This is a genomic window from Mycobacterium sp. DBP42 (genome assembly GCF_005924235.1).
Classification (GTDB): domain Bacteria; phylum Actinomycetota; class Actinomycetes; order Mycobacteriales; family Mycobacteriaceae; genus Mycobacterium; species Mycobacterium syngnathidarum.
The window spans coordinates 45,407-67,013 of record NZ_VCMY01000028.1 but is presented as its reverse complement, the minus strand read 5'-3'; the positions used below and the strand labels follow the sequence as shown (position 1 = coordinate 67,013).

Below are 21,607 nucleotides of genomic sequence, written 5' to 3'. Positions count from 1 at the left end.
CTGTGTCACCCCGCCGGTGACGTGCATTTCGACGATCTGGACCATCTCGCCGTCGTAATAGAAGCGTGCGCCCACCCTGATCGGTATTCCTGCTCGATTCACGTCGGTATCTCCAGTACGGTCGAGGGTCTCAATTGCTCGGTGAGGTCGATGACGAACTCCTGACGCCATAACAAATGCAACAAGGCGCTGCGCACGACCGGAATCGGAAGGTGTTTGCCGACTTGAGATTCGGCATCATCGATCCGCATCCCAGCCAAGTCGGGTGCACACAAGCGCAGATACGCAACGGCGTCGGAGTCGATGAATCGTGGCCGGCGATACCCGGCTAGGAAGCGGACATTGGCCAGCAGGACTGGTGGTTGCTCGGAGATCACCTCGTAGGACCACCCGAGAGATTCGATGACCCGTTTCGTCCACATGCACAGCGATGCGATCTTGGGATCGTGCAGCCGTGCGGCTCGCACCACGTCGATAACGACGAGGCCGGCATCGCGCTGTAGCAAGTAGTCGGTGATGTGTCGCCGCCTGTGTGGACCCACCAATGCGGTCAGCAGGAACGGCTGCGCTTTGATCCGGGAGACGGCGGGGTCGAAGTCGGCCATCAGCAGTGCCGAGAGCTCCAACCTGGACTCGTAGATAACGTGATCGCCCTCGGTGGCTGACCAGTAGTTGCCCGAATAGTGTCGCTGTCCCAGGTGCCAGGAAAACGTCCGCCATGGATCAGCATCGAACAACGCGGCCACAGCTGTCCGACGAGCTTCTTTGGCCAGACTCTGCCCATCCGCAAGCCGGTACTCCAGGACCGCGGAACCCACATCAACATCGACGCTGGCAGACATCGTTGACTCCACGCAGTGCAGAGACTGCAGGCCACCAGTATCTGCCGTCACGAGGAATCAATCAAATGCCTGATACTCACCGAGCACGACATCGTCGTCCTACCCCCAATGTGGGTTGAGAGTGCACACCTCAGCACGGCTGTTGGTCGTGTGGCCCTGAAGTTGGAGTGGCGAGACATGCCTGCAGGGGATCCTGACGACGATCGACAGGCATGGGGCCTGGGCCAGCGACTGCGCTCAGGGCACGGCCGGATTGACTTTGGGCTAGATCGACCCGCAGCTCGGACGCATCCACAGTAAGCACTTGCGACCGAGCGGAATAAGCAGACGTCAGAACGGCGGTGGATCTTCTTCGGCATGCTCGGTCGCCTGTGGTTGCTCTCGCCTAGGCGCCCAAGCGGCGGCCAATTTGGCTGCATCCAACGGGGTACCATGCCTCCACGCGGCCTCGAAGTCTGGGTCGGACGCATTCGGCCGGAAGCGTTCGTCAAGCTCTTCAACTTCGACGAGTACGGGAATTTCTGCCGCGGCGCCAAGTAGTAGAGCCGTTCGGGCGGGGTAGGCCGATACTTCGTTTACAAGGTCGCCGAGAGAGTCAGGTACTAGCCGTCGGATCAGATCTTGGTCCCGCGCGTTGACAATCCGATGAACCAGAAACGTGTTGCATTGCGACAAAACAGTCTCAGACAGTTCGCTCGGCCGTTGCGACGACACCACCAGAGACAGTCCGAACTTGCGACCTTCTCGGCCGATTCGTTCGAACGCTTCCCGGCACAAGTCGGCCATACCGGTCGAAACTTCGTCCAAGGACGCGTCGGCGCGACGCCGCACTAGTGCGTGAGCTTCTTCGATAGCAAGGATCACCGGGGTTGAGCCCTCGGAGCGGCGCCCTCGCTCCAAGACCTCCAGAACTGACCGGGCGATGACGCTAGCAATCACATGTTGTGCTTGCGAAGGAATCAAACTCAAGTCGAGAACTGAGATCTGGCCGCTTACATTTGTACCGATCAGACTATCTATCCATTGTTCGAGCGACTCATCGTCACGGTAGGCGCAGACACTGTTCATGCGACGGTCGCTCATTGCGACTGTCAACCTGTCCTGCATGGGCGCTACCCAACCGGCGACATCGGCCCCAGCGTCAACACCGATGAGCTCAATCAATTGCACAAGATCGAGTGCGTTGAACGGCGTAGGAGTGTCGACACTAGATACGTCTCCAACCATGCTCGGTACGCCGAGCGCTTCAAGTGCGCTATCAAACTTAGACAGCAGGTTTCGGCATTCTTCTACCGACGGACCTGCAACACCCATAGCCCACTTGTAGCGAGGGTCGCCGCTTCGCTTGGGATCCAACATTGCTTTGATGGCGACGTAAAGCGCGCGAAGTTCTTCAGCGCCGTCGTCTCCTGCGCTTTCATGCACAGCCTTGCAGGACTGCATGATTCGATCCAATTCCGACAACTTCGCGGTGATATCCCTGGTTGGAACTCGCTCGGATTTGAACTGCAGGACAACCCGGCGCCCCGCAACGACCGTTACGACGCCTTCTGGCACTCCACCGTAGGCCGATGTGCGCAGAATGTGGAGTGCTTGTCGAAGGACAGGTGCCTGACTACGACCGCTGGCTGCGGAGAACGCCGACCACTCACGAAAACTCCACAGCCAATATGGAACTCGTAGGGTCGCCACCTTCCCAGTTGGGTCTGGCTCGACTGTGTACCGCTTGATCGGTATGGCACTTTCAAGATCAGAGAATGTCTGTCCATACTCGCCGTTGAGATCCAGAATGATCGCACGAAACGTCCCCCCACCCTCGGTGGCGAGCGTTGCACTTGCCCGCAACAAGTGAGCGAGCGAGCAAGACTTCCCGCTGCCGGTGTTCCCCAGAATGGCGAGGTGTCGACCGAACAGGCGGTTGGGGCTGAGGATTACCGGACTATCTCCCGCCATCGGAGCTGTGCCAATGCGAATGCCGCCGGCCGCAAGTAGCGGTACCGCGAGAGCCGCTTCTGAACCAGTCGGTAGCCTCACAGGATCCCCGACGGTCGGGAAGGTGAGTGCCCCCCGTTCGAGCGCAAGAGCGCCATTCGAATCGCGGCGTACCAGCCCTAGCGCCATCGCCCTTAGACGGCGGCCAGCCGTCGGCAAGCCGAGGACTCCCGAATCCTGTCTAGAGCGAGCTAGATCGGGGCTGTCGACGATGCCCAACCAAAGCACTATGGCCAAGATCACGCCAGCTTCACACGGCAGGGCGATGAATCCGTTGACACTCGGGAAGCGTTGAAGGACACCATGATTAATGGAGGTTCCGTGCGGCGCCTCAACATCGAGTTCAACGGTGACGACCGACGGTGTCACTTCGACTACATGTCCCACCGTGAGTATCTCTTGACTGATGGGATCCCACGATCTCGCGTTCGTCACAGTCTGTTGTCCGCGTCGTCGTCGGTGTCACCCACGATCGGTTGGAGGCCGTTTAGATGGGCGATCCCGGGCCACGGCAACCATTCTTCAGTGAGCCTACCGATGTCTGCGAACGACGGGCCGATCATGAGGCTGACCTGGCCCGTTCGACGGTACGACTCGGCAAATCTTGTGATGCGTTCTCCATCATCTGAGTACGCGATTATCAGGATGTGGGCACTCGGAATGGTTAGCATATCCCGGATGATTCGGTTGATGTGGTCATCGCCGAAGCTGTAGCCATACGTGACAAGAGTGGCATTTGGTCTACAGACGGCGGATGAGAAGTCTCGGAACAGGTCCGCATACGGGTACAGCGATGTCTCAACATCTTTCGCCGCATTTGGATATATGAGGAGTTCGTTTGCATCCACGGTCGATGCGGTTCCAAACATGGATGGAACTCGAACAACCTGATGTTCTGGCTGGTTCCAACGCCAGTCCAGCGAGCCGTGCAGTTTCGTGAGTCGAAAGACGCCATCTAGGTGTCTAGGTTCCTTATAGCTGCCGGGTGGCGAGTAGTGGTAGTCGATTTCGAGGCGCGACGATCGGAAGACTGGCTCAAGCGACCCGATGAATCGGTCCAAGAGTCTGAACCCAGCACGATCGGCGCCCCACTCAATCACTCGGTCGTAGTTCGTAGTGAAGATCTGCAACCTGTCTCGCGTGGGAACTCGACCGACGAACGTCCCCAAAAAAGACGTCAACAGGTCCACAGCTCTAGCACCTTCGCTCGACACTGTCAGCGATTGCTGCCGTAGTCCCGCTTCAATGGCAACCACTGAGTCGCGGACAGCGCGCAGTACGTTGTCGATCGTCTCCCGCAGAAGTGCGGCTCGGTCGTCTCGCACCACCAACAGTCCCGCATGTGTTTGAAGTGCAACGCGAAGCCGATCCTCGACGTTTGGTTGGTAACCCCGCCCGCTGGTCTGCGCAGAAATGACGGCCGCAGCCTCAAGCATTTCGTCTAACTCGTTGTCACCGGTGGTGATCTTAGCTCCGAGGTCGGCCTTCACCTTCACCTCCGAAGCTACGGCGAGACCGGTAGTTAGGCCCGAGCCTATGAGTAGATTGAGGTGCTCACTCTGGAGCAGCGCCGCGATGAAGGCCTCGACATACCGACGGGCCGGTAGCGGATCTCCCGGCACCCACTTGCGCTCGCCCAGTGCGAGATGGTCCTGTTCTTGCAGAGCTGGTGGGCCGCCCGGATCCTTGTCGGCCTCTGACATCTACCATCTCCTCCCCCGGCGGAGTGGCGACGATTCCGCGAATGCCGTAAGTGGTGAACGTGGGGCTCAGCGACTCGTCACTCCATGACCATCGATTCAATCTTGACAGGACACTATCGGCCCAGTCACTAATCGCGGCACCGAAGGCCCCGTGAGTCTTGCAGTTTCTGGTTGGTAGCCATGCCCGCGAACGCCACCGTTGCTGGCCGCTTCATCGCGTTGCGAGGCGTGGCCGTACGAATTCAGCGACGGCAAGGTTGTCCTCACCTCGCTCGAGAAGCAGTCGAGGCACGCCCGGTCTGGAAGGTGTGTAGCTCGTTGGCAATGGGGACACGCGAAAGCGCAGCCCACGTTGACCTTGCAAGGTACGACTTCGCCGGCCACGCGTCGGGATCGAGAGAGTCGAGTGCGCCGCGAAACAAGGCAGCGTCCTCAGATTCTTTCAGCGCTGAAAGCACGGCGTCGGCATCGAAGCCCTTTTTGCTTCCGATGAGCGGCCTCAGAATGCCATCATCCGCGACTACCAGGCCTAGCTTGTCGCACTCGCCAACAGCGTCTCGGAGTCGACTCGATATGCCAACGTCGGAACCGGTACGTCCAAGAAGCGCTTTCCACAACAGTATTCCGACAGTCGTCGTCGGACCACCACCGAACGATCGTCGCGTCCACAGTTCGAGGTAACGCGCAGCGCCGTTGGGCATACCGGGGATCGGCGCACCAAAGTCACCGTAGTGAAGTAGTGATGCTGCGACACCTTGTTGGACAGGCTGTCCCGAGATGGCCTGTTTCAGTTCCCCCCGGATCAACGCCCGGAATTCAGGATCGGCGGCCGCAACCGTGAGTCCGTGTGCCAAACCCTTCGGCTCGGTCGGCATCGGACCGTTGAGACTGCGAAGCGAAACCTGAACGAGGCGGCGCACGAAGATAGGTTTGTTTGCCGCGAGTCCATCGTCGAGGATGTCTGCAGCCAACTGGGGTCCAGTCGGATAGAGCCAACCAGGCCATGCTGCATCTTCGTCACAGGTCTCGACGATATCGAGAACAACGCTGCGCTCGTGGTTGCTACCGGTGAACATTTCGCCGGCCGCGAACAGCCACGCATTGCGCCAGTGCGGGCTGCGAGCGGCAGTCGTGAGGTTGTGCCGGATGTCTGCCTCAGCTCCATTGATGAGAGCTCTGCCGGCCATCAGTTCCTGCAGGCTTCGCACGTCGAAGGAGACGGTATGGTCTTCATCCGCGGCAAGAAGAACGAGACGCTGAGTGGCTACGTTGACCAATCGTTCGGCCAATTCGTTGGCCCGGGGGATGGAGTGCTCGTCCTCGCGTAGACGTTGAAACGCTATGTCGCGCAACTCATCAAGAGGAAGCCTGGACCGTCCCTCCGGGGTCGTTTCACACCGTTCATGCAGAATAAGCCCAATCCGAAGGTGAAGGTCTTCGATCTCTGTTCGATACGTGTTGAAGAAGGATTGAAGACTGGTGTCTTTATTGGCCTCGCGTTTGAATACGGTATCGAAGTACGTCCAGAAGAGCCTGTATCGGTTGGTCGGCAGCACGCCCGCGTTAGCGACAATGATCGTCAATATCAGAACTTGCAGCGGTGTTTTCAGCAGTCTGTACACATTTGGCTTCTCAATCGCTGCAGCCAATTTCGCGAGAATTGTGTTCCGATACTCGGGTTCGTCTGATGACAGCCTCTGAGCTGTGACGAACTCACCGTAGACGGCGGCTTCAGCGCGCGTAAACTCCGCCAGATCTATCTGGTCGAAATGTTCGGGGAGCAGCCGCTGCCTCTCCGTGTAGCCGGTCGGCCGGGTCGTGATGACAATGAACAGATCAGCGTCGGCATCGTCGGCATCCCCCACTAGTCGGGTGATTTCATTTATGACGCGATCACGCGCTGCGGGATGGGCGACCTCGTCGAGCCCATCGAAGAACAGTGCGCCAGGCCAGACTTTCAGCCATGAGATGAGGCTGTGCGGTTCGATGTGTACGTGCGACCTGAGCGAAACCTGTTCGGACAGATACTTGTATAAGCTTGGTCCACCATCGTCCGGGCCCATGGCGTGGGCCATCGCCGCCAACTCCACGCGGACTGCCCACCTCGGAGCCTTGGGCGGTTCGAGGTGCAACCTGTCCAAGGACGCGTAGGCGCTGTCGACGAGTTCCTCGATACCGTCAGGGCGGCCCGCACCCTCGTGCCGAACGAAAGCAGCGCGGTAGGCGTGGGTGAGGTAGCGCGTGAGTGTGCTCTTGCCATTGCCGGGTGCGCCGGTGATCACGAGGTGCCGCGGCGGCGGAGGGCCGCCGGCTTCCTCTGCACGCCAAAGTGATCGACGCAGCACCGCATCACCACGGCGGAGGCATTCACCGAGCGCAGTCGATCGGCCACTCTCGGTCTCGACGGGCAGATTGACAACAACTTTGTCAACGGCGTGTTTGGCTTGTCCGTCGCCAGCATCGTCGAAGCGGATCCAACGACTGGTACCCAACGAACTGCACGCATGATCGATGAAAACTCCCGGGAGCAGATCGCTGGGGATTGTGCCTGGGAGTTGGTTTATTCGGGCGAGGATGTCGCCGACGGTGATCAGCGGGGTAAACCGCTGCCTGGCATCCGCGTTGTTTGTGAGCAGGGTATTTAGCTTGTTTCGATGCCAGATCTTCACCTCTCGCAATCCTTGCGAACGTAGGGAGCGTGGCCTCGTGGGAGCGCCATAATTGTGCCCAAGCTGTTCATCGAGCCAGGAGTTAAGCTTCGCCATCGTGCCGCCGGGGTCAGCCGGGGTAAGCCGAACATTGGTAATGATGAGCAGATAATCAGGAAACTGTGTTCGCTTAGAGGCGGGTGCCATCCAGGCGTCAAATTCCTTCTTGATGTGAGTCACCAGCCAAGCGAGGTCCTTCGCAGGATCGTCGGTTGGGTTTTGGCAGTGTTTCACCTGAATCACGGTGTAGCCACGCCAGGTTGAACTGTCGTCGACACCGGTTACTGCCCACCGAATCGGTCCGTTCCACGTCGCCTCGCGGCCACCGTCGCGGCCAGGACCAAAGACTTCCAGCCCCACGCCTATGACCTTCTCGGTGATAGCCACACCGAGTTGCTCAAACGCTCGGGGACTCAGTTGCTCGTAAGCGAAATCGTTCTCCACGCCAATCCCCAATCCGTCCCCGGGCAGGTGATTCCCAGACCTGTTCCGACGAGACCCTCAGCTCACCCTCTGGGGTCTCGCGGAACGACAATAGCCGGAAGCGTCAGCAGTGTGCGGAAGGCATGACATCCACGCCAAAACGGCTCTCACCGCTCGCAGCCACTGGGCACCGGAGCCAACGGACGTAGCCAAATAGGCATCTCCCGGTCTTGTCCGGAATCTCCTAACGCACGCGGACCGACCCGCCCCAGTCCTTATGGAATTGCACTCCAGTTGGCGGATCCGCCATCTTCCGCCATCTCAAGTTGCAATCCGCCATCCAGAATTGCAACCGACAAGAAGAAACCCGGCCACCAAGCCCAGCCTGCGCCGTGGATAAGCAAGACTTATGCATATGAAGAATCATTAGCTGTACTTGATCACTACTCGTCCATAGCCTCGAACGCATGGCTTCACCCGTCCTGATCGGATTTCTGACCACCATGGCGTTGATCGCCGCGATCGGCGCGCAGAACGCCTTTGTGTTGCGTCAAGGCATCCGTGGGGAGCACATCGTCGCCGTGATCGCGTTGTGCACGGTCTCCGATCTGATCCTGATCGCCGCCGGCATCGCCGGAGTCGGTGCGTTGATCACTGCCCATCCCGACGCCATGACGGTGGTGAAGTTCGGCGGTGCAGCCTTCCTGATCGGCTACGGCGTGCTGGCGGCGCGTCGCGCTTTCCGGCCTTCGACGCTGAATCCCTCCGAGCGCACGCCGGCCCGGCTGGCCGAGGTGCTGGTCACCTGCCTGGCGCTGACCTGGCTGAACCCGCACGTGTACCTGGACACTGTGGTCCTGCTCGGCTCACTGGCCAACGAACACCACGAGCAGCGGTGGCTGTTCGGCGCCGGCGCGGTGGCCGCCAGTGCGGTGTGGTTCACCGGCCTGGGCCTGGGCGCGCGCCGGTTGGCCGGATTGTTCGCCACCCCGATGACCTGGAGGATCCTCGACGGCGTCATCGCGGTGATGATGGTCGCGCTTGGCGTCAGCCTGGCGGTGTCCTGAGCGCGGTTCGCAGCGAGCTGTCCACTGCCAGAAACCGTCGGCCAAGTGTCGATCGGATTTCGGGCATGCGACAGAATTAGCAGGTGAGTCCCATGTTCCGCCGTGAACCATCCCCACCGCCGCATCCGATGGCGGACGCTCCAGCCTGGTTCACCTCTGCCCTGGCACAGACCCCAGAGCATTCCACGATCGATGTCGACGGCTGCCCGATCCACGTGCGCAGCTGGGGTGACCCGGACAAACCCCCGCTGGTGTTCGTCCACGGTGGCGGCGCCCACTCCGGATGGTGGGATCACATCGCCCCGTTCTTCGCCCGCACCCATCGGGTCGTCGCACCTGACCTGAGCGGACACGGCGACAGCGGAACTCGCGCCGAATACGCGCTGTCGATCTGGGCGCGGGAAGTACTCGCGGCAGCCGCGGCCTCTGGCTCATCGGCGCGGCCGACCATCATCGGGCACAGCATGGGCGGTTGGGTCGGTGCCTCCGCGGCCACCCATTTCGGAGCGCAGATCGACAGCATCTTGGTCATCGATTCACCATTGCGGGATCGCGCACCCGAGGAAGTCCGACTGCGTAACCGCCGCCGGGGCACCGCCGGCTACGCCACCGAAGAAGAAATCCTGGCCCGATTCAGGGCTGTGCCCAAGCAAGAGGTGACGCTGCCCTACATCGGTCACCACATCGCCGTGCAATCCGTGCGCAAGACCGACGACGGGTGGGTGTGGAAGTTCGACCCCGACATCTTCGGCGGCCTGCTGATGGACGAAACCCCCGACGACGAGGAGATCCTGGAGAACGCCTTCGCCCGAATCCCTTGCCGGATCGGCTATTTGCATTGCGAGCGTGGCGTGGTGCCACCCAGGATGGCCGAGCAGATTCGCTTGATCCTGCAGTTGCGGGGGCCGTTCGTCGACCTCGCCGAGGCCGGCCACCACCCCATGTTGGATCAGCCGCTACCGCTCGTGGCGACCGTCCGCACCCTGTTGGAGTTCTGGTCGATCACCTGAGACATCCGTCATGGACCCGTTTGGCGCGCGGCCAAAGCGGTTATCGCCAGGAAATGTCTCAACCCAACGCCGACAGTCGCATCAACGAGGTCGCCCCCGGTGACATCATCACCCTCGGGGCCGGTGAACCGGCCGGCAAAGTGGTCCACAAAGAACCCACCGAATCGGGCTTCTTGATCACCTTCGAGGGCGAGGAGGGCGAGACATTTCAGCGTGAAGTCCCCGGCGATGCACCGGTCAAGCGGTCGCTGGAGTCCAAGTGGGAGTCAACGCAGAGTCCCACCGCACACCGGAGGCCGTGAGACCACTCAGCGCACCAAAGTGGCGCCACCGTCCAGCCGGATCTGTTGTCCTGTCATGAAGCGCGACTCGTCGGCCAGCAGATACAGCGCCGCATATCCGGTCTCCCAGGCACTTGCCCGGCCCATTTTCAGCTTGACCACCTCGCGGTAGGCCTCGTCGACCTCCTCGGGCTCGAAGCCGAACAGTTCTTGGGAATCGGTGTTCCCCAGCGTCGAGTCGATCGGGCCCAGCATCAAGGTGTTGGCACGGATACCGGCGTCGGCATACTGGGTCGCGGTGAGTTCGGTGATGTAGTTCAGCCCGCATTTGCCGAGGGCGTACGGCATGATCCCGATGTTGAGCCCGACCTCGTTCTTGATGCTGGCGATAGACGAGAAGTTCACGATGCTGCCGGTGGAGTCGCTGTCGTTCTTCTCCATGCACTGTGCGGCAAAGAGATTGCAGTAATAACACCCCAGCATGTTCACGTTGAGGCCGTGGTTGAAGTTCTCGACGCTCATCGAGTTGTTCACTTGATCGAACGGCGGGTTGATCGCGACGCTGTACACCATGCCGTCGACGTGACCGCTGCGCTGCATCGCGGTGTCGAAAATGCGCTGACAGTCGTCTTTTTCGGACACATCCGCCTCGACGGCGTAGGCGTTGCCGCGCTCGGCGGTGATCATGTCCACCGTCTCCTGGGCAGACGCCAGATTACGGTCCACTACTACCACCTCGGCACCGTGGCGGGCCGCCACGATGGCCGTGGCCCGGCCGTTGCCGATCTTGGGGCCGGGCATCTGCCCGCCGCCTACGACGACCACCACCTTACCGGACAAGTCGAAGACCCGACGGTCGCGACGCTCGAAATCTGTTGACATGGTTACTTTTCCTTCGATTGCTATCAGTAGTAGTAAGGGTGCTGCGGAGGATCGCCTGCTCGGGTCAGCCAGTGACGGCTTCGGCGCTTTCCGTGTCGGCCGCCGGGGTCAGCTTGAGGTGCAGATCGGTCAAGCCTCGCAGGATGTAGGTCGGCACATAGTCGTAACGCCGTGCGTCGGCGGGCCCGTGGTGGGCGCCATCGATCTCGATCGCGCTGGTGGTCGCCAGCAGACGCTGGATGACGACTTTCGCCTCGGCCCGGGCCAGCGGCGCGCCGATGCAACTGTGGACGCCCCGACCGAAGGCGATGTGCCGCCGGGCGTTGTGCCGGTCCAGGTCGAACACGTCGGGATTGTCGAACTGACGCGGATCCCGGTTGGCCGCACCGTAATGCACCATCACCACCGCTCCCGCGGGTATCTGGACCCCGCCGACGTCCGTGGTGGCACGGGCCAGCCGGAAATCACCTCGGATGGGACTCTCGAAGCGCAGCGCCTCCTCGACGAAGTTGGTCACCAGCTCGGGTGCGCGCCGTAGCCGCTGTTGCAGCTCGGGATCCTCGGCCAGGATCTTCAGCGCCGAGGACAGCAGCCGGACCGTCGTTTCCTGGCCCGCGGAGAACAGATTGGCCGCCACCCGCACCACATCGATCACCTCCGGCGTCGATCCATCCGGGAACGTGGCGTGGGCCATCTCGGTCATGACATCGCGACGGGGGCGCCGACGCCGATCCTCGATGTAATCGCTGAAACGGGCGTAGAGATATTCCAGCGGCGCGTGCTCCATCGCGGTCTCGTTGGTGCTGCCCAGCGACACGTCTCCGGTAAGCCGAGCCGTGAGCTCGGGTCGGTCGGCTTCGGGCACTCCGAGCAGATCGGCGATCACCAGCAACGCGACGGGATTGCCTACGGCACGGATGAATTCACCGCCACCGGCCGCCACGTACGGTTCCAGCACCTGATCGGCGAGGCGCCACATGAACTCTTCATTTTCTTTCAAGCGTTTCGGGGTGATCAGCCGCGACAGCAGCGAACGGTGCGCCGTGTGTTTGGGCGGATCGAACGAGGGCAGCTGGTCGCTGAACGGCAACTCGTCGCGATGAGCCTCGATCAGGGCACGCACCTCGGATTCATCGAGCCCGTCGAGAGGCACCGGGAATCCGGGCACCGGACCGGTGACGGTATTGCAGGACGAGAACGACTCATGGTCGCTGACGACGGCCAAGGCTTCCTCGTATCCCGTGACCACGACGACGCCGAGGGATGGTTCGCAGAGTACCGGACTGGTCGAACGCATGCGTTCCAGCACCGGGTACGGGTCGGCCACCATTGTCGGGTCGTGGAAGAAGTCGACGTCCCGCAGAGGTGAGGCACCTGTGAAAACGGGTGGTTGCGGCACGGTGTCCAACGTCATGATGCGCTCCTCGAGTGGGCTTCCGAGCTGACCGGCCGGGGCATATCCACTGACCAAACGTACAGCTGCTTACTGACCAATCGTACAGGGCTAGACTGTACGATTGGTCAGTGGAGAGCAAATTGTTAGGCACACTACATTTAGGGGGACCGCGTGAGCGATCCAGCATCGGACACTCGCGGAGCGACACGTCAGAAGCTCATCGGCGCCGCCGTCGACCTCTTCCGGCGACACAGCGTGGCGGGAACGTCGCTGCAGATGATCTCCGATGAGCTCGGCCTGACGAAATCGGCGATCTACTACCACTTTCGGACCCGCGACGAGCTGCTGACCGCCGTAATGGCACCCGTCATCGACGAGCTGACCCACCTCGTCGAGACAGCCGAAGCCCAGCGAGGCGCTCGCGCACAAGCCGAGGCCATGCTCGCCGGATACGTGTCCCTGGCCGTGTCCCACCGGGACCTGTTCCCCATCCTCACCGGCGATCCCGGCGTCGGCGACTATCTGCTACATCGCCCGCCAGTGCGCGCCCTCGTGAAACGGCAGGCGGATCTGCTCGCCGGCGCGGAGCCCGGAGCGAACGGTCAGATCAGGGCAGCCATCGTCATGGCCGGCATCTCCGCGGCCGTCGGCGTGGAGTTCGACGGGGTGGATGACACCGAACTGTACGAACAATTGGTCGCCGCCGGCCGGCGCACCCTGAATCTGCGAGCGCCACGGTAGGGCCCGCCCGACACCTTCACCTAGCCTGCAGCGGTCCGGCGAACGACTTCTTCAACGACGCCGGGGCAACGACAGGCAGCAGCGCGGCGAGCAGTTTTCGCTTGATTCCCTGCGGATCGCGGACCAAGTGGATGTCGATCCGGGTGCCGCCGGCCTGCGGAGCGAGTTGGAATGTCCAGCCACCGCCCGGGCCGAAGACCTTCGAGTCATGGGTGGTGATGGTGACGCGCCGCCGCCGGACATCCCAGTCGTAACGTGCACGCTCCCACGCCGCGGCAGTCCCCTCGGTCACTTCTGCCCAGGTATCCCCGAGCGAGTGCACCTGGAAATGGTCCGCGTCGATCGTCGGCCACAGCTCGGGACGCCTGGGCCCGAAGTCGGTCAACACGTCCATGACGGATTCGGGGTCGAGCACTGATGTCATCTGAAAGCTGACGACGGACATGTGGCACTCCTAGGGCAACGAATTCTTTTGGGAAATCAGGGCATTCATTCAGCGGCGATAGCCGGGCTCCCGGCTGATGCCATGGGTCCATCTGACCGGGTGGAGACCATCAAGTCCAACGATTGCTTTAGATGTAAGCCATCTTCCGTAGAGATGACAGCGGATTCGCGGGCAACTCATACAAAGGCTGGATTAGCTGATGCGCAATTGGTCTTGGACGTGCATCAATAACCTGCTTTACATTCCATTGTGAGGCGGGTCACTCGCCGAGGTATCTCGAAAGGAGCGGAAGTGTCGATCACGCAATCCGCGTCCGCCGACTTGCAGTCGGCCGTGTCGAAATTCTTCCGCCGCGTCGTACCGCTGCTGATCATCATGTTGATCTGCAATCAGCTCAACCGCGCCAACATCGGTTACGCACAGGAATACCTCGAAGCAGACGTCGGAATCGGCGCTGCCGCTTACGGTTTCGGCGCAGGCGTGTTCTTCGTGGCCTATGCGCTGTTCGAACTTCCGAGCAACATCCTGATGGAGAAGTTCGGCGCCCGGATCTGGTTGACACGCATCATGATCAGCTGGGGCCTGGTGTCGGCCGCCATGATGTTCGTCCGAAGCGCCGAAATGTTCTACGTGCTGCGATTCTTGCTCGGCATGGCCGAGGCCGGCTTCTTCCCGGCGGTCATCTACTACATGGCCAAGTGGTTGCCCGACAGCCACCGCGGACGGGCAACCGCCCTGTTCATCGCCGGCTCCTCCATCGCCGCCGCGATCTCCGGTCCGCTGTCGGGCCCGCTGCTCTCGCTGCACGGTCAAGGCGGCCTGCGCGGATGGCAGTGGCTGTTCCTCATCGAAGGCATGGTGTCTGTCCTCGTCGGCGTCGTCGCGTACTTCATGCTCAACTCGAAGATCCGTGATGCCAGGTGGCTGACCCGCGCCGAGCAGGACGCCCTCATCGACGCAATCGAAGTCGAGGAAGCCGAAAAGACCAGGGCATCGGGCGTCGAAGGCAAGGGCAACCGCTGGAAGATGCTGGCCGACCCCAAGCTGCTGCTGTTCTGCTGGATCTACTTCGCCATCCAGTTGTCCATCTACGCGAACACCTTCTGGCTGCCGTCCATCGTGCGCCGCATCGACGGCCTCAACGACATCACCGTCGGCCTGCTGTCGAGCCTGCCGTGGATCAGCGCCGTCATCGCGATGTACCTTTCCTCCCGCCTCGGCGATCGCAGGCCTGACCTGCGCCGTCCCCTGCTGATCTTCGCCCTCCTCACGGCCGCCGCCGGAACCTACCTCGCGGCTATCACCTCGCCACTGCTGGCTCTCCTGTTCCTGTGCATCGCGGCGATGGGCTTCAAGAGCGCCAGCCCCCTGTTCTGGTCAATCCCCCAGTCCTCCATGCACCCACTGGTATTGGCACCCGCGATCGCGATCATCAACTCGCTGGGCAATCTCGGCGGGTTCGTCGCGCCGTTCGGGTTCGGCCTGATCAAACAAGCCACCGGCACCGTCACCTGGGGCCTGTATGCGCTGGCCGCCGCCAGCCTGATCGCCGCCGCTTCCGTCATGCTCGTCCGGAAGAAGTCGGTCGACGTCACCGACTACTTCTTCCCCGAGCCGGCCCCGGCAGACAAGACCTCGCGCTGAGTTCGGGTCGATCACCTAACGGGCTGCCCCCGCCGAGGTGTCCGCCACGTCATGGCCCCCGGTAGGCTGCCGGAGCGAAAACCCATGCGCGATCGGAGGTCCGATACCCCGTGCTCGACGCTGACGATGTGCGCAGCATCGCACTCTCCTTCCCCGAGACCACCGAGAAGGAGCGCTGGGGCCATCCGACCTTCGACGTGGCGGGCAAGATGTTCGTCACCGTGCCCGACGACGAGACCTCATTTGCGGTGCGCTGCCCTCGGTTTGACCGTGAGGAATTGATCGCCGCCGAACCGCACAAATTCTGGGTCCCACAACACGAGGCCGCCTCGGCCTGGGTGCGGGTCCGGTTGGCTGAACTAGAGGATCGGCAAGAGCTCCGCGATATTGTGCTCGACTCCTGGCGGCAAGCAGCGCCGAGCCAGTTGACCGAGTAGCTTCGGATGGCGCACCCCGTCAGACCGGGGCAAAACGACCGGCCCAGGGCATGGCCTGCTCAAGCTGAGCCGCCAGCTTGAGCAGCAGCGATTCACCGGCCAGCGGTGCGACGAACTGGACGCCGAGCGGCAGCCCTTCCGCCGTCCAGTGCACAGGCAACGAGATCGCCGGGCGGCCAGTGATATTCGCCAGTTGCGTGTAAGGCACCCAGCCGAGGTTCTTGTCCACCATGTCGTCGACGATCTTGGTGTAGCGCAACATGCTTGCCGTACGGGTCTTGATCAACACGTCCGCGCCACGTTGCAATGCGACCGGCAGATCGAACTCGCCGATCCGCGGCGGCAACGTGGCCAAGGAAGGCGTCAACAGCAGGTCGTAGGACTCGAAGAAGGTACTCAGCCGCCGCGTGTGCTCCTGGCGCCGCTGCACCGCATCCAGATAGTCGACGCTGCTAGTGGCGCGGCCGATCGCCGCCATGATGAGCGTGTCACGTTCAAAATCGTCATCCCCCGCACCCGTCAGCCGCTTGGCCTCGGCGAGCTCCCACGCGCTGTAGACGAACCAGGTCAGTAGGAAGTCACGGGCCAGCGCGGCATCGTCGAACGGCGCCTGCGGGAGTTCCTCGACATGGTGGCCGAGCTCGGTCAACGCGGCAGCCGTTGCCTCGACGGCGGCGAACGCCTCGCGGTGAGGTGCGGGGTTGATCGCCGACGGCACCCGCAGCCCGATCCGCAGCTTCCCCGGGTCAGCCCCCACACACGACGCGAACGACTCGGCCGGCAGGCCCGGCACATACGGTCCCCAGGGCTCGCCGCCGCTGAGCACATCGAGCATCGCCGCCGTGTCCCGCACCGTCCGCGAGACGACCCCTTGTACGGCCGCACCGTGCATGGATTCCCCGACCGCCGGACCCGACGGCGTCAGCCCACGGCCCGGTTTCAGCCCGACGAGACCGCAGCTCGCCGCCGGGATGCGGATCGATCCGCCGCCGTCGTTGGCGCCGGCGCAGGGCACAATGCCCGCGGCAACGGCCGCCGCCGAGCCTCCGGAGCTGCCTCCTGGCGAACGGTTCAGATCCCAGGGGTTGCGTGCCGGACCCCACACCTCGGGCTCGGTGATGCCCTTCGCGCCGAACTCGGGGGTGTTGGTTTTGCCGAAGATGACCAGGCCGGCGTCGATCCAGCGCTGCACCACCGTGGCGTGCTCGGGGGCGATCAGCGACTTCAGTGCACGTGAACCAGCCGAGCTGGGCAAGCCCGCGTAGTCCTGCGCCAGGTCTTTGATCAAGAACGGGACCCCGGCGAACGGACCGGCCAGATCGTCGGACGGCGAGGCCGGGACATCGCGCACGATGGCGTTGATCTTCGGGTTGACCGCCGCAGCCCGCTGCTGGGCGGTGGCGAGCAGCTCAGCCGCCGAAACCTGCTTGTCAGCAACCAGTTTCGCCAACGAGGTGGCATCGTGGCCCCGGTACTCGTCAAAGTCCATCCCACGAAGGTAGTCCGCGTTGACCTCACGTGGTGACCTACCGGCAGTATCTGAGGAGCAACCGAACCCGAGGAGGAGCATCCGTGGACTTCACGACGATCCGGCACGAACTCGACGACGGGATCCTCACCGTCGTCCTCGATCGCCCGGACAACCTCAATGCTTTCACCGTCGAGATGGCCGATGAGCTGGAGCGCACCTTCGTGGCGGTCAACGACGACGACGCGGTGCGTGCCGTCATCGTCACCGGCGAGGGCCGTGCCTTCTGCGCCGGCATGGACCTGTCGAGCGAGGGCAATGTATTCGGCCTCGACGAGTCGAAATCACCGAGCCTGGCCGACATGGCCGACCTCGACGACCCCGAGTTGCGCCGGGTCAGGGACACCGGCGGCCGGGTAACGCTCGCGATCTACGCCTGCCGCAAGCCGGTGATCGGCGCCATCAACGGGGCCGCGGTCGGGATCGGCGCGACGATGACGCTGGCCATGGACGCCCGGCTGATGTCCACCAAGGCCCGCTTCGGGTTGGTCTTCGGCAAGCTCGGCATCACCCCGGAAGCGTGTTCGACCTGGTTCCTGCCCCGGATCGTCGGAATGCCAACGGCTTTGGACCTGGTGTACCGCTCCGACATCCTCACCGCCGACGCCGCCCGAGAGATCGGACTGGTGCAGGCCGTGCACGAACCGGACGCGTTGCTCGCCGAGGCGCGGGCGCTGGCCGATGCGTGGACTCGCGACCGCTCACCGGTGTCGGTCGCGCTGATGCGGCAGATGCTCTACCGGAACGCGGCCGAGCCGCATCCGGTCGACGCGCACCGGGTGGACTCCCTGGCGATGTTCTATACGAGCATCGGCGACGGCCACGACGGTGTGCGGGCCTTCCTCGACAAGCGCGCCCCAGAGTTCACCGGGCGGGCTTCCGAGATGCCGCCGTTCTATCAGGAGTGGACGTCGTGAGGCGCGCTGTGCACTAGTGCTCCCCCAACCCCAGCAGATCGGTGACGCCGTGGTCGCGGCCCGCGGTGTACCCGCCGTCCACGGCGATCGCCTGGCCGCTGACGAAACTCGCCTCGGCTGAGAGCAGAAACGTTGCCACCGAGGCGACTTCGTCGGGCTGCCCGAACCGCCGCAGCTTGTGTTCATGGCGCAGGGCTTCACGCGCCTGATCCATTCCCGGCATGCCGACCACCGAATCGAAGAGCGGGGTCTCGATGAAGCCGGGGCAGATGGCGTTGGCGCGGATTCCGCTGGGACCGTAGTCGATCGCGACGTTCTTGGTGAGCAGGACGACGCCGCCCTTGGCCGCGTTGTACGAGCTGCCTCCCGCCGTGCCTTCCAGGCCCTCGACGCTGGACAGATGCACGAGTGCCCCGCGTTCACCGTCAACCCGGTTCTGCTGCATCATCTGTCGCAGCGCGGCACGGGTGACGACAAAGGTGCCCTTGAGGTTGACGTCGAGCACCCGGTCCCACTCCTCGTCGGGAACGAGGTGGACCGGTCCGCCGCCGGCCACTCCCGCCGCGTGCACCACCCCGTCGAGCCGGCCGACGGCGTCGACCACCGCGCTGACCGCGGATTCGGCGGCCTCACCGTCGCGCACGTCGGCTTTTCGGTAGTCGAATCGATCGCCGGCAACGTCGGTCCCGTCCGCGATGTCGACACCGACCACGGTGGCGCCCTCGGCCAGCAACCGCTCGACGGTGGCCTTCCCGATACCCGACGCTGCACCGGTCACGAGCACACCCTTGGACCCGAATCTGTTCACAACGGCCAACGTAGCGGCAAGGGCGCGCTTGTCCGGGTACTTTCCCTACCGTTGCCCACGGCAGCGTGCACGCACCACCACCGATCCGAAGGGGTATCCGATGACGACGACTGCGCGGGTGAGTCCGGTCGACTTGGCCAGGACGCTTCGTGACGTGGTGGCGCAGGAAGCCTCCGAGAGCGAGCAGTTGCGGACACTTGCGCCCCCGATCGTCGACGCGATGTGGCACAGCGGTCTGATGACGGCCCTGAACCCGGCGGCCGCGGGCGGGCTCGAACCGTCTCTTGCCGAGATGATCGAGATGTGGATCGAGATGGGTTGGCAGGACGGCTCGTTCGGCTGGATCGGGATCGCCAATCTTCCGTCGTCGTTCGCTGCGGCGACATATCTCCCCGACGAGGGCTTCGCCGAGGTCTTCGGAGGCGACGCCGACCGTGTCACGTTGGGCGGCCAGTTCGCGCCCAACGGCCAGGGAATCGTCACCGAGGGTGGCTACCGGCTGACCGGATCGTGGAATTTCGGTTCGGGGACCGGCCACTCCGCCTACATCGCCGCCGGCTTCATCCCGATGGAGGACGGCGAGATGCGATGGATCCGTGAAGGTGAACCCGAACTCATGGTGGCCGTCATTCCCCGAGGCGAAGTGACCTTCACCGACGGGTGGCATGTGCAGGGCCTCAAGGGCACGGGCTCCTTCGACTACAACGTCGCCGACCTCTTCGTGCCGTCGTCGAGAACATTCCGGTTGTTCACCAGAGAACCGCGACGAGGCGCATCGGCCGCCGGCCGGATGGGAATGATGCCGGTCACCGCGGCCGGTCACGCGGCGTGGGCGCTCGGCGTCGCCAAGAGCATGCTCGACGACGTCGAGGAGCTGGCGGCCACCAAGTTCCGGATGTCGGACATGGCCTCGCTGGCCAGTCGCCCCACCTTCCAGAAGAACCTCGCCCATCACGTCGCGGCATGGCGCGCAGCCCGCCTCCTGGTTCTCGATGCCTTCGGCACGGCCGAGGCCGCCGTCGATGCCGGGGCGGAGTTGACGCCGAGGCTTCGCGCTGACATGCGGGTGGCGGCGGTGTATGCCACCGATGTGGCCCGCGCTGCCGCGGAATGGGCACATCTCGCGGCGGGGACCACGTCGATCCGGGAGGGCAGCCGCTTGGAGCGCGGATTCCGCGAGATCTACACCGGAACACAACACGCCTTCATCAGCGAGAAGGTGGCCATCGACGCGGCGCAGGTGTGGCTCGGCGTCATCGACGATCACTTCTCGCTGTGATTCCGTTCTGACCGACCGCCAACGCTCGATGGACGAGCGGGCGGATAATGGGGGTTATGCACCCGGTCTGGCTGGGTCGCGCTCTGCTGCATGCGATTACCGTTGCGGTCGTCGCAATGCTGGCCATCGCCGTGGGACTGTTGATCACGCCGATGCAGACCGTGGAAACGGCGGGACAAACCCTGCGGGTCGGGGCCGCCGCTCCAACCCACAGCTGGTCGGGGCCAGGAGAACTCGACCTGTTCGGTCAGCACCTGCCCACTACGGTCGAGTTCGTCGGACCGGTGCGACCCCGCATCGAACTCACCCGCATCACACTGTCTGAGCAGCTCGCCGAACTGGTCGGTGCGGGCACCGAACCCAGCCAGGCGCAGGCGGCCCAGGCACTGCAGGACGGTCTGGTGGCCGGCTGGAAGCGGTACTTCGCTTGGCAGGTCGGCGCGAGCGCGGCAGCTGCGGTGGTCCTGCTGGCCGCGATCGCCGGTTGGCGTCGCTACTCGATGCGCGCCTCGATTGCGCTGGTGATCGTCGGCCTCGTGATCACCGAAGCGGTCAACCTCGGTGCAATCATGGTGACCGCATACAGCGCCCCACAGCGGCTGCGCGAGATCAACTCTCTGCAAGCCCTGGTCGGTGCGGCCCCGCCCCCCACCCTGCCCGTGACCCCTCATGCTCGAAGGCCCGACAGCGGGCCGATTGTGGTCATCGGCGACTCCATTGCCGCGGGCCTGGGCAACCCACCGCTGCCCGAGGCCGACGAGTACGACCGGGCCTGCCGGCGCAGTGTCGACTCCTTCCCGAACCTGCTCGACATTGCCACCGACTGGAAGGTCACCAACCTGGGTTGCAGCGGGGCCAGCATCCGCGACGGGCTGCTGGGGCCGCAACGTGCGGGCTCGCTGATCATCGCCCCGCAGCTCTCGGCCGCGCTGGCCCGCGCCCCGGCTGCCATCGTGATCAATATCGGCGCCAACGACATGAATTGGTCGGCACTGCTGCGCGCCTGTGCCGCTCGCGAAGGGTGCAACAACACCGCCGAGCAAGCCTTTTTCCAGCAGCAGCTCAATGACTTCACCCGCGACTATTTTGTGCTGCTGACCCAACTACGAGCCGCGCCCGACTCGCCCGCCGTGCTGGTGAACCTCTACTACAACCCGTTCGACGGGGCTCAGGATTGCCTTGCGACAGTGGGGATTACCGAGGACAAGGTACGGACCTTGGCCGCCCGCCTGGATGCGGTGAACACGGTACTGGCCGAGGGAGCGGCCGCCACCGGATTCTCGACGGTGCGCCCGAACTTCGCCGGGCATGGACTGTGCAGCAGCCAGCCCTACGTCCAGGGTGTCGACGACGCGGCACCCCTGCATCCGACGACCGCGGGCGGACTTGCCATCGCACTCACCCTCCAACAACGGCTGCGTGACGCTGGGATCCGGCCCAGCTGACGCCAGTTGACCCAAGGCGACCGAAACCGACCCTTGTCACATAACGCTACGGGCAGTAG

At 63.2% G+C, this 21,607-nt stretch carries 18 protein-coding genes; 9 read left to right on the top strand and 9 right to left on the bottom strand.

Going from position 1 to position 21,607, the window contains the following annotated elements; translation table 11 throughout:
* Positions 1-98: 98 nt before the first annotated feature.
* From E0T84_RS22075 to E0T84_RS22060, 4 genes are all read right to left on the bottom strand, one after another.
* The gene (locus E0T84_RS22075) at positions 99-842 is read right to left on the bottom strand and encodes a TnsA-like heteromeric transposase endonuclease subunit (protein ID WP_249383712.1); all 744 of its coding nucleotides are present in this window, start codon (positions 840-842) and stop codon (positions 99-101) included.
* Positions 843-1,172: 330 nt separating this feature from the next.
* Positions 1,173-3,203, bottom strand: coding sequence for an ATP-binding protein (locus tag E0T84_RS22070; RefSeq protein WP_138745556.1), 2,031 nt, complete (start codon positions 3,201-3,203; stop codon positions 1,173-1,175).
* A gap of 62 nt (positions 3,204-3,265) precedes the next feature.
* Positions 3,266-4,537, bottom strand: a complete 1,272-nt coding sequence (locus tag E0T84_RS22065; RefSeq protein WP_138745555.1) for an SIR2 family protein — start codon at positions 4,535-4,537, stop codon at positions 3,266-3,268.
* Between the two features lie 263 nt (positions 4,538-4,800).
* Positions 4,801-7,689: an NACHT domain-containing NTPase gene (locus tag E0T84_RS22060; protein ID WP_138745554.1), complete on the bottom strand. Its 2,889-nt coding sequence runs from the start codon at positions 7,687-7,689 to the stop codon at positions 4,801-4,803.
* Between the two features lie 446 nt (positions 7,690-8,135).
* Here E0T84_RS22060 and lysE point away from each other — a divergent pair, with 446 nt between their 5' ends.
* The 3 genes from lysE to E0T84_RS22040 all read left to right on the top strand — a co-directional run bounded on the left by lysE (position 8,136) and on the right by E0T84_RS22040 (position 10,047).
* Positions 8,136-8,735: an L-lysine exporter gene (gene lysE, locus E0T84_RS22050; RefSeq protein ID WP_070945003.1), complete on the top strand. Its 600-nt coding sequence runs from the start codon at positions 8,136-8,138 to the stop codon at positions 8,733-8,735.
* A gap of 92 nt (positions 8,736-8,827) precedes the next feature.
* On the top strand, positions 8,828-9,745 hold the full coding sequence (locus tag E0T84_RS22045; RefSeq protein ID WP_070188630.1) for an alpha/beta fold hydrolase: 918 nt from the start codon (positions 8,828-8,830) through the stop codon (positions 9,743-9,745).
* Positions 9,746-9,798: 53 nt separating this feature from the next.
* Positions 9,799-10,047, top strand: coding sequence for a hypothetical protein (locus E0T84_RS22040; protein WP_070188558.1), 249 nt, complete (start codon positions 9,799-9,801; stop codon positions 10,045-10,047).
* 6 nt (positions 10,048-10,053) lie between these two features.
* On the opposite strand, the gene E0T84_RS22035 is transcribed toward E0T84_RS22040, so the two are convergent.
* Both E0T84_RS22035 and E0T84_RS22030 read right to left on the bottom strand, forming a co-directional pair.
* A complete protein-coding gene (locus E0T84_RS22035; protein ID WP_070188557.1) occupies positions 10,054-10,908 on the bottom strand; it encodes an SDR family NAD(P)-dependent oxidoreductase in 855 nt (284 codons plus the stop codon).
* Between the two features lie 64 nt (positions 10,909-10,972).
* On the bottom strand, positions 10,973-12,322 hold the full coding sequence (locus E0T84_RS22030; protein ID WP_138745552.1) for a cytochrome P450: 1,350 nt from the start codon (positions 12,320-12,322) through the stop codon (positions 10,973-10,975).
* A 153-nt stretch (positions 12,323-12,475) separates the two neighbouring features.
* Here E0T84_RS22030 and E0T84_RS22025 point away from each other — a divergent pair, with 153 nt between their 5' ends.
* Positions 12,476-13,045 carry a TetR/AcrR family transcriptional regulator gene (locus E0T84_RS22025; RefSeq protein WP_138745551.1) on the top strand — a complete coding sequence of 190 codons (570 nt, stop codon included), beginning with the start codon at positions 12,476-12,478 and terminating at the stop codon, positions 13,043-13,045.
* Positions 13,046-13,061: 16 nt separating this feature from the next.
* Here E0T84_RS22025 and E0T84_RS22020 read toward each other — a convergent pair whose 3' ends face one another.
* A complete protein-coding gene (locus E0T84_RS22020) occupies positions 13,062-13,490 on the bottom strand; it encodes a hypothetical protein (protein ID WP_138745550.1) in 429 nt (142 codons plus the stop codon).
* A 291-nt stretch (positions 13,491-13,781) separates the two neighbouring features.
* Here E0T84_RS22020 and E0T84_RS22015 point away from each other — a divergent pair, with 291 nt between their 5' ends.
* Together E0T84_RS22015 and E0T84_RS22010 are read left to right on the top strand one after the other, a co-directional pair.
* Positions 13,782-15,134 carry an MFS transporter gene (locus E0T84_RS22015; protein WP_138745549.1) on the top strand — a complete coding sequence of 451 codons (1,353 nt, stop codon included), beginning with the start codon at positions 13,782-13,784 and terminating at the stop codon, positions 15,132-15,134.
* 110 nt (positions 15,135-15,244) lie between these two features.
* Positions 15,245-15,571 carry an MmcQ/YjbR family DNA-binding protein gene (locus tag E0T84_RS22010; protein WP_138745548.1) on the top strand — a complete coding sequence of 109 codons (327 nt, stop codon included), beginning with the start codon at positions 15,245-15,247 and terminating at the stop codon, positions 15,569-15,571.
* A gap of 19 nt (positions 15,572-15,590) precedes the next feature.
* Here E0T84_RS22010 and E0T84_RS22005 read toward each other — a convergent pair whose 3' ends face one another.
* Complete coding sequence (locus E0T84_RS22005) at positions 15,591-17,060, bottom strand: amidase (protein WP_138745547.1); 1,470 nt, start codon at positions 17,058-17,060, stop codon at positions 15,591-15,593.
* Positions 17,061-17,143: 83 nt separating this feature from the next.
* Between E0T84_RS22005 and E0T84_RS22000 the strand changes: the two genes are divergently transcribed.
* Positions 17,144-18,016 carry a crotonase/enoyl-CoA hydratase family protein gene (locus E0T84_RS22000; RefSeq protein ID WP_138745546.1) on the top strand — a complete coding sequence of 291 codons (873 nt, stop codon included), beginning with the start codon at positions 17,144-17,146 and terminating at the stop codon, positions 18,014-18,016.
* 13 nt (positions 18,017-18,029) lie between these two features.
* On the opposite strand, the gene E0T84_RS21995 is transcribed toward E0T84_RS22000, so the two are convergent.
* The gene (locus E0T84_RS21995) at positions 18,030-18,824 is read right to left on the bottom strand and encodes an SDR family NAD(P)-dependent oxidoreductase (RefSeq protein ID WP_138745545.1); all 795 of its coding nucleotides are present in this window, start codon (positions 18,822-18,824) and stop codon (positions 18,030-18,032) included.
* A gap of 100 nt (positions 18,825-18,924) precedes the next feature.
* On the opposite strand from E0T84_RS21995, the gene E0T84_RS21990 reads away from it, so the two are divergent.
* Together E0T84_RS21990 and E0T84_RS21985 are read left to right on the top strand one after the other, a co-directional pair.
* Positions 18,925-20,103, top strand: coding sequence for an acyl-CoA dehydrogenase family protein (locus tag E0T84_RS21990; RefSeq protein ID WP_138745544.1), 1,179 nt, complete (start codon positions 18,925-18,927; stop codon positions 20,101-20,103).
* A 56-nt stretch (positions 20,104-20,159) separates the two neighbouring features.
* On the top strand, positions 20,160-21,548 hold the full coding sequence (locus E0T84_RS21985) for a GDSL-type esterase/lipase family protein (protein WP_171055136.1): 1,389 nt from the start codon (positions 20,160-20,162) through the stop codon (positions 21,546-21,548).
* Positions 21,549-21,607 lie beyond the last annotated feature (59 nt).

Bases quoted from the DNA above. Each gene is read 5' to 3' on its own strand.
- E0T84_RS22045 (WP_070188630.1), top strand. From the start codon at position 8,828: ATGTTCCGCCGTGAACCATCCCCACCGCCGCATCCGATGGCGGACGCT.
- E0T84_RS21985 (WP_171055136.1), top strand. From the start codon at position 20,160: ATGCACCCGGTCTGGCTGGGTCGCGCTCTGCTGCATGCGATTACCGTT.
- E0T84_RS21990 (WP_138745544.1), top strand. From the start codon at position 18,925: ATGACGACGACTGCGCGGGTGAGTCCGGTCGACTTGGCCAGGACGCTT.
- E0T84_RS22035 (WP_070188557.1), bottom strand. From the start codon at position 10,908: ATGTCAACAGATTTCGAGCGTCGCGACCGTCGGGTCTTCGACTTGTCC.
- E0T84_RS22075 (WP_249383712.1), bottom strand. From the start codon at position 842: ATGTCTGCCAGCGTCGATGTTGATGTGGGTTCCGCGGTCCTGGAGTAC.
- E0T84_RS22005 (WP_138745547.1), bottom strand. From the start codon at position 17,060: ATGGACTTTGACGAGTACCGGGGCCACGATGCCACCTCGTTGGCGAAA.
- E0T84_RS22020 (WP_138745550.1), bottom strand. From the start codon at position 13,490: ATGTCCGTCGTCAGCTTTCAGATGACATCAGTGCTCGACCCCGAATCC.
- E0T84_RS22040 (WP_070188558.1), top strand. From the start codon at position 9,799: ATGTCTCAACCCAACGCCGACAGTCGCATCAACGAGGTCGCCCCCGGT.
- E0T84_RS22065 (WP_138745555.1), bottom strand. From the start codon at position 4,537: ATGTCAGAGGCCGACAAGGATCCGGGCGGCCCACCAGCTCTGCAAGAA.
- E0T84_RS22030 (WP_138745552.1), bottom strand. From the start codon at position 12,322: ATGACGTTGGACACCGTGCCGCAACCACCCGTTTTCACAGGTGCCTCA.
- lysE (WP_070945003.1), top strand. From the start codon at position 8,136: ATGGCTTCACCCGTCCTGATCGGATTTCTGACCACCATGGCGTTGATC.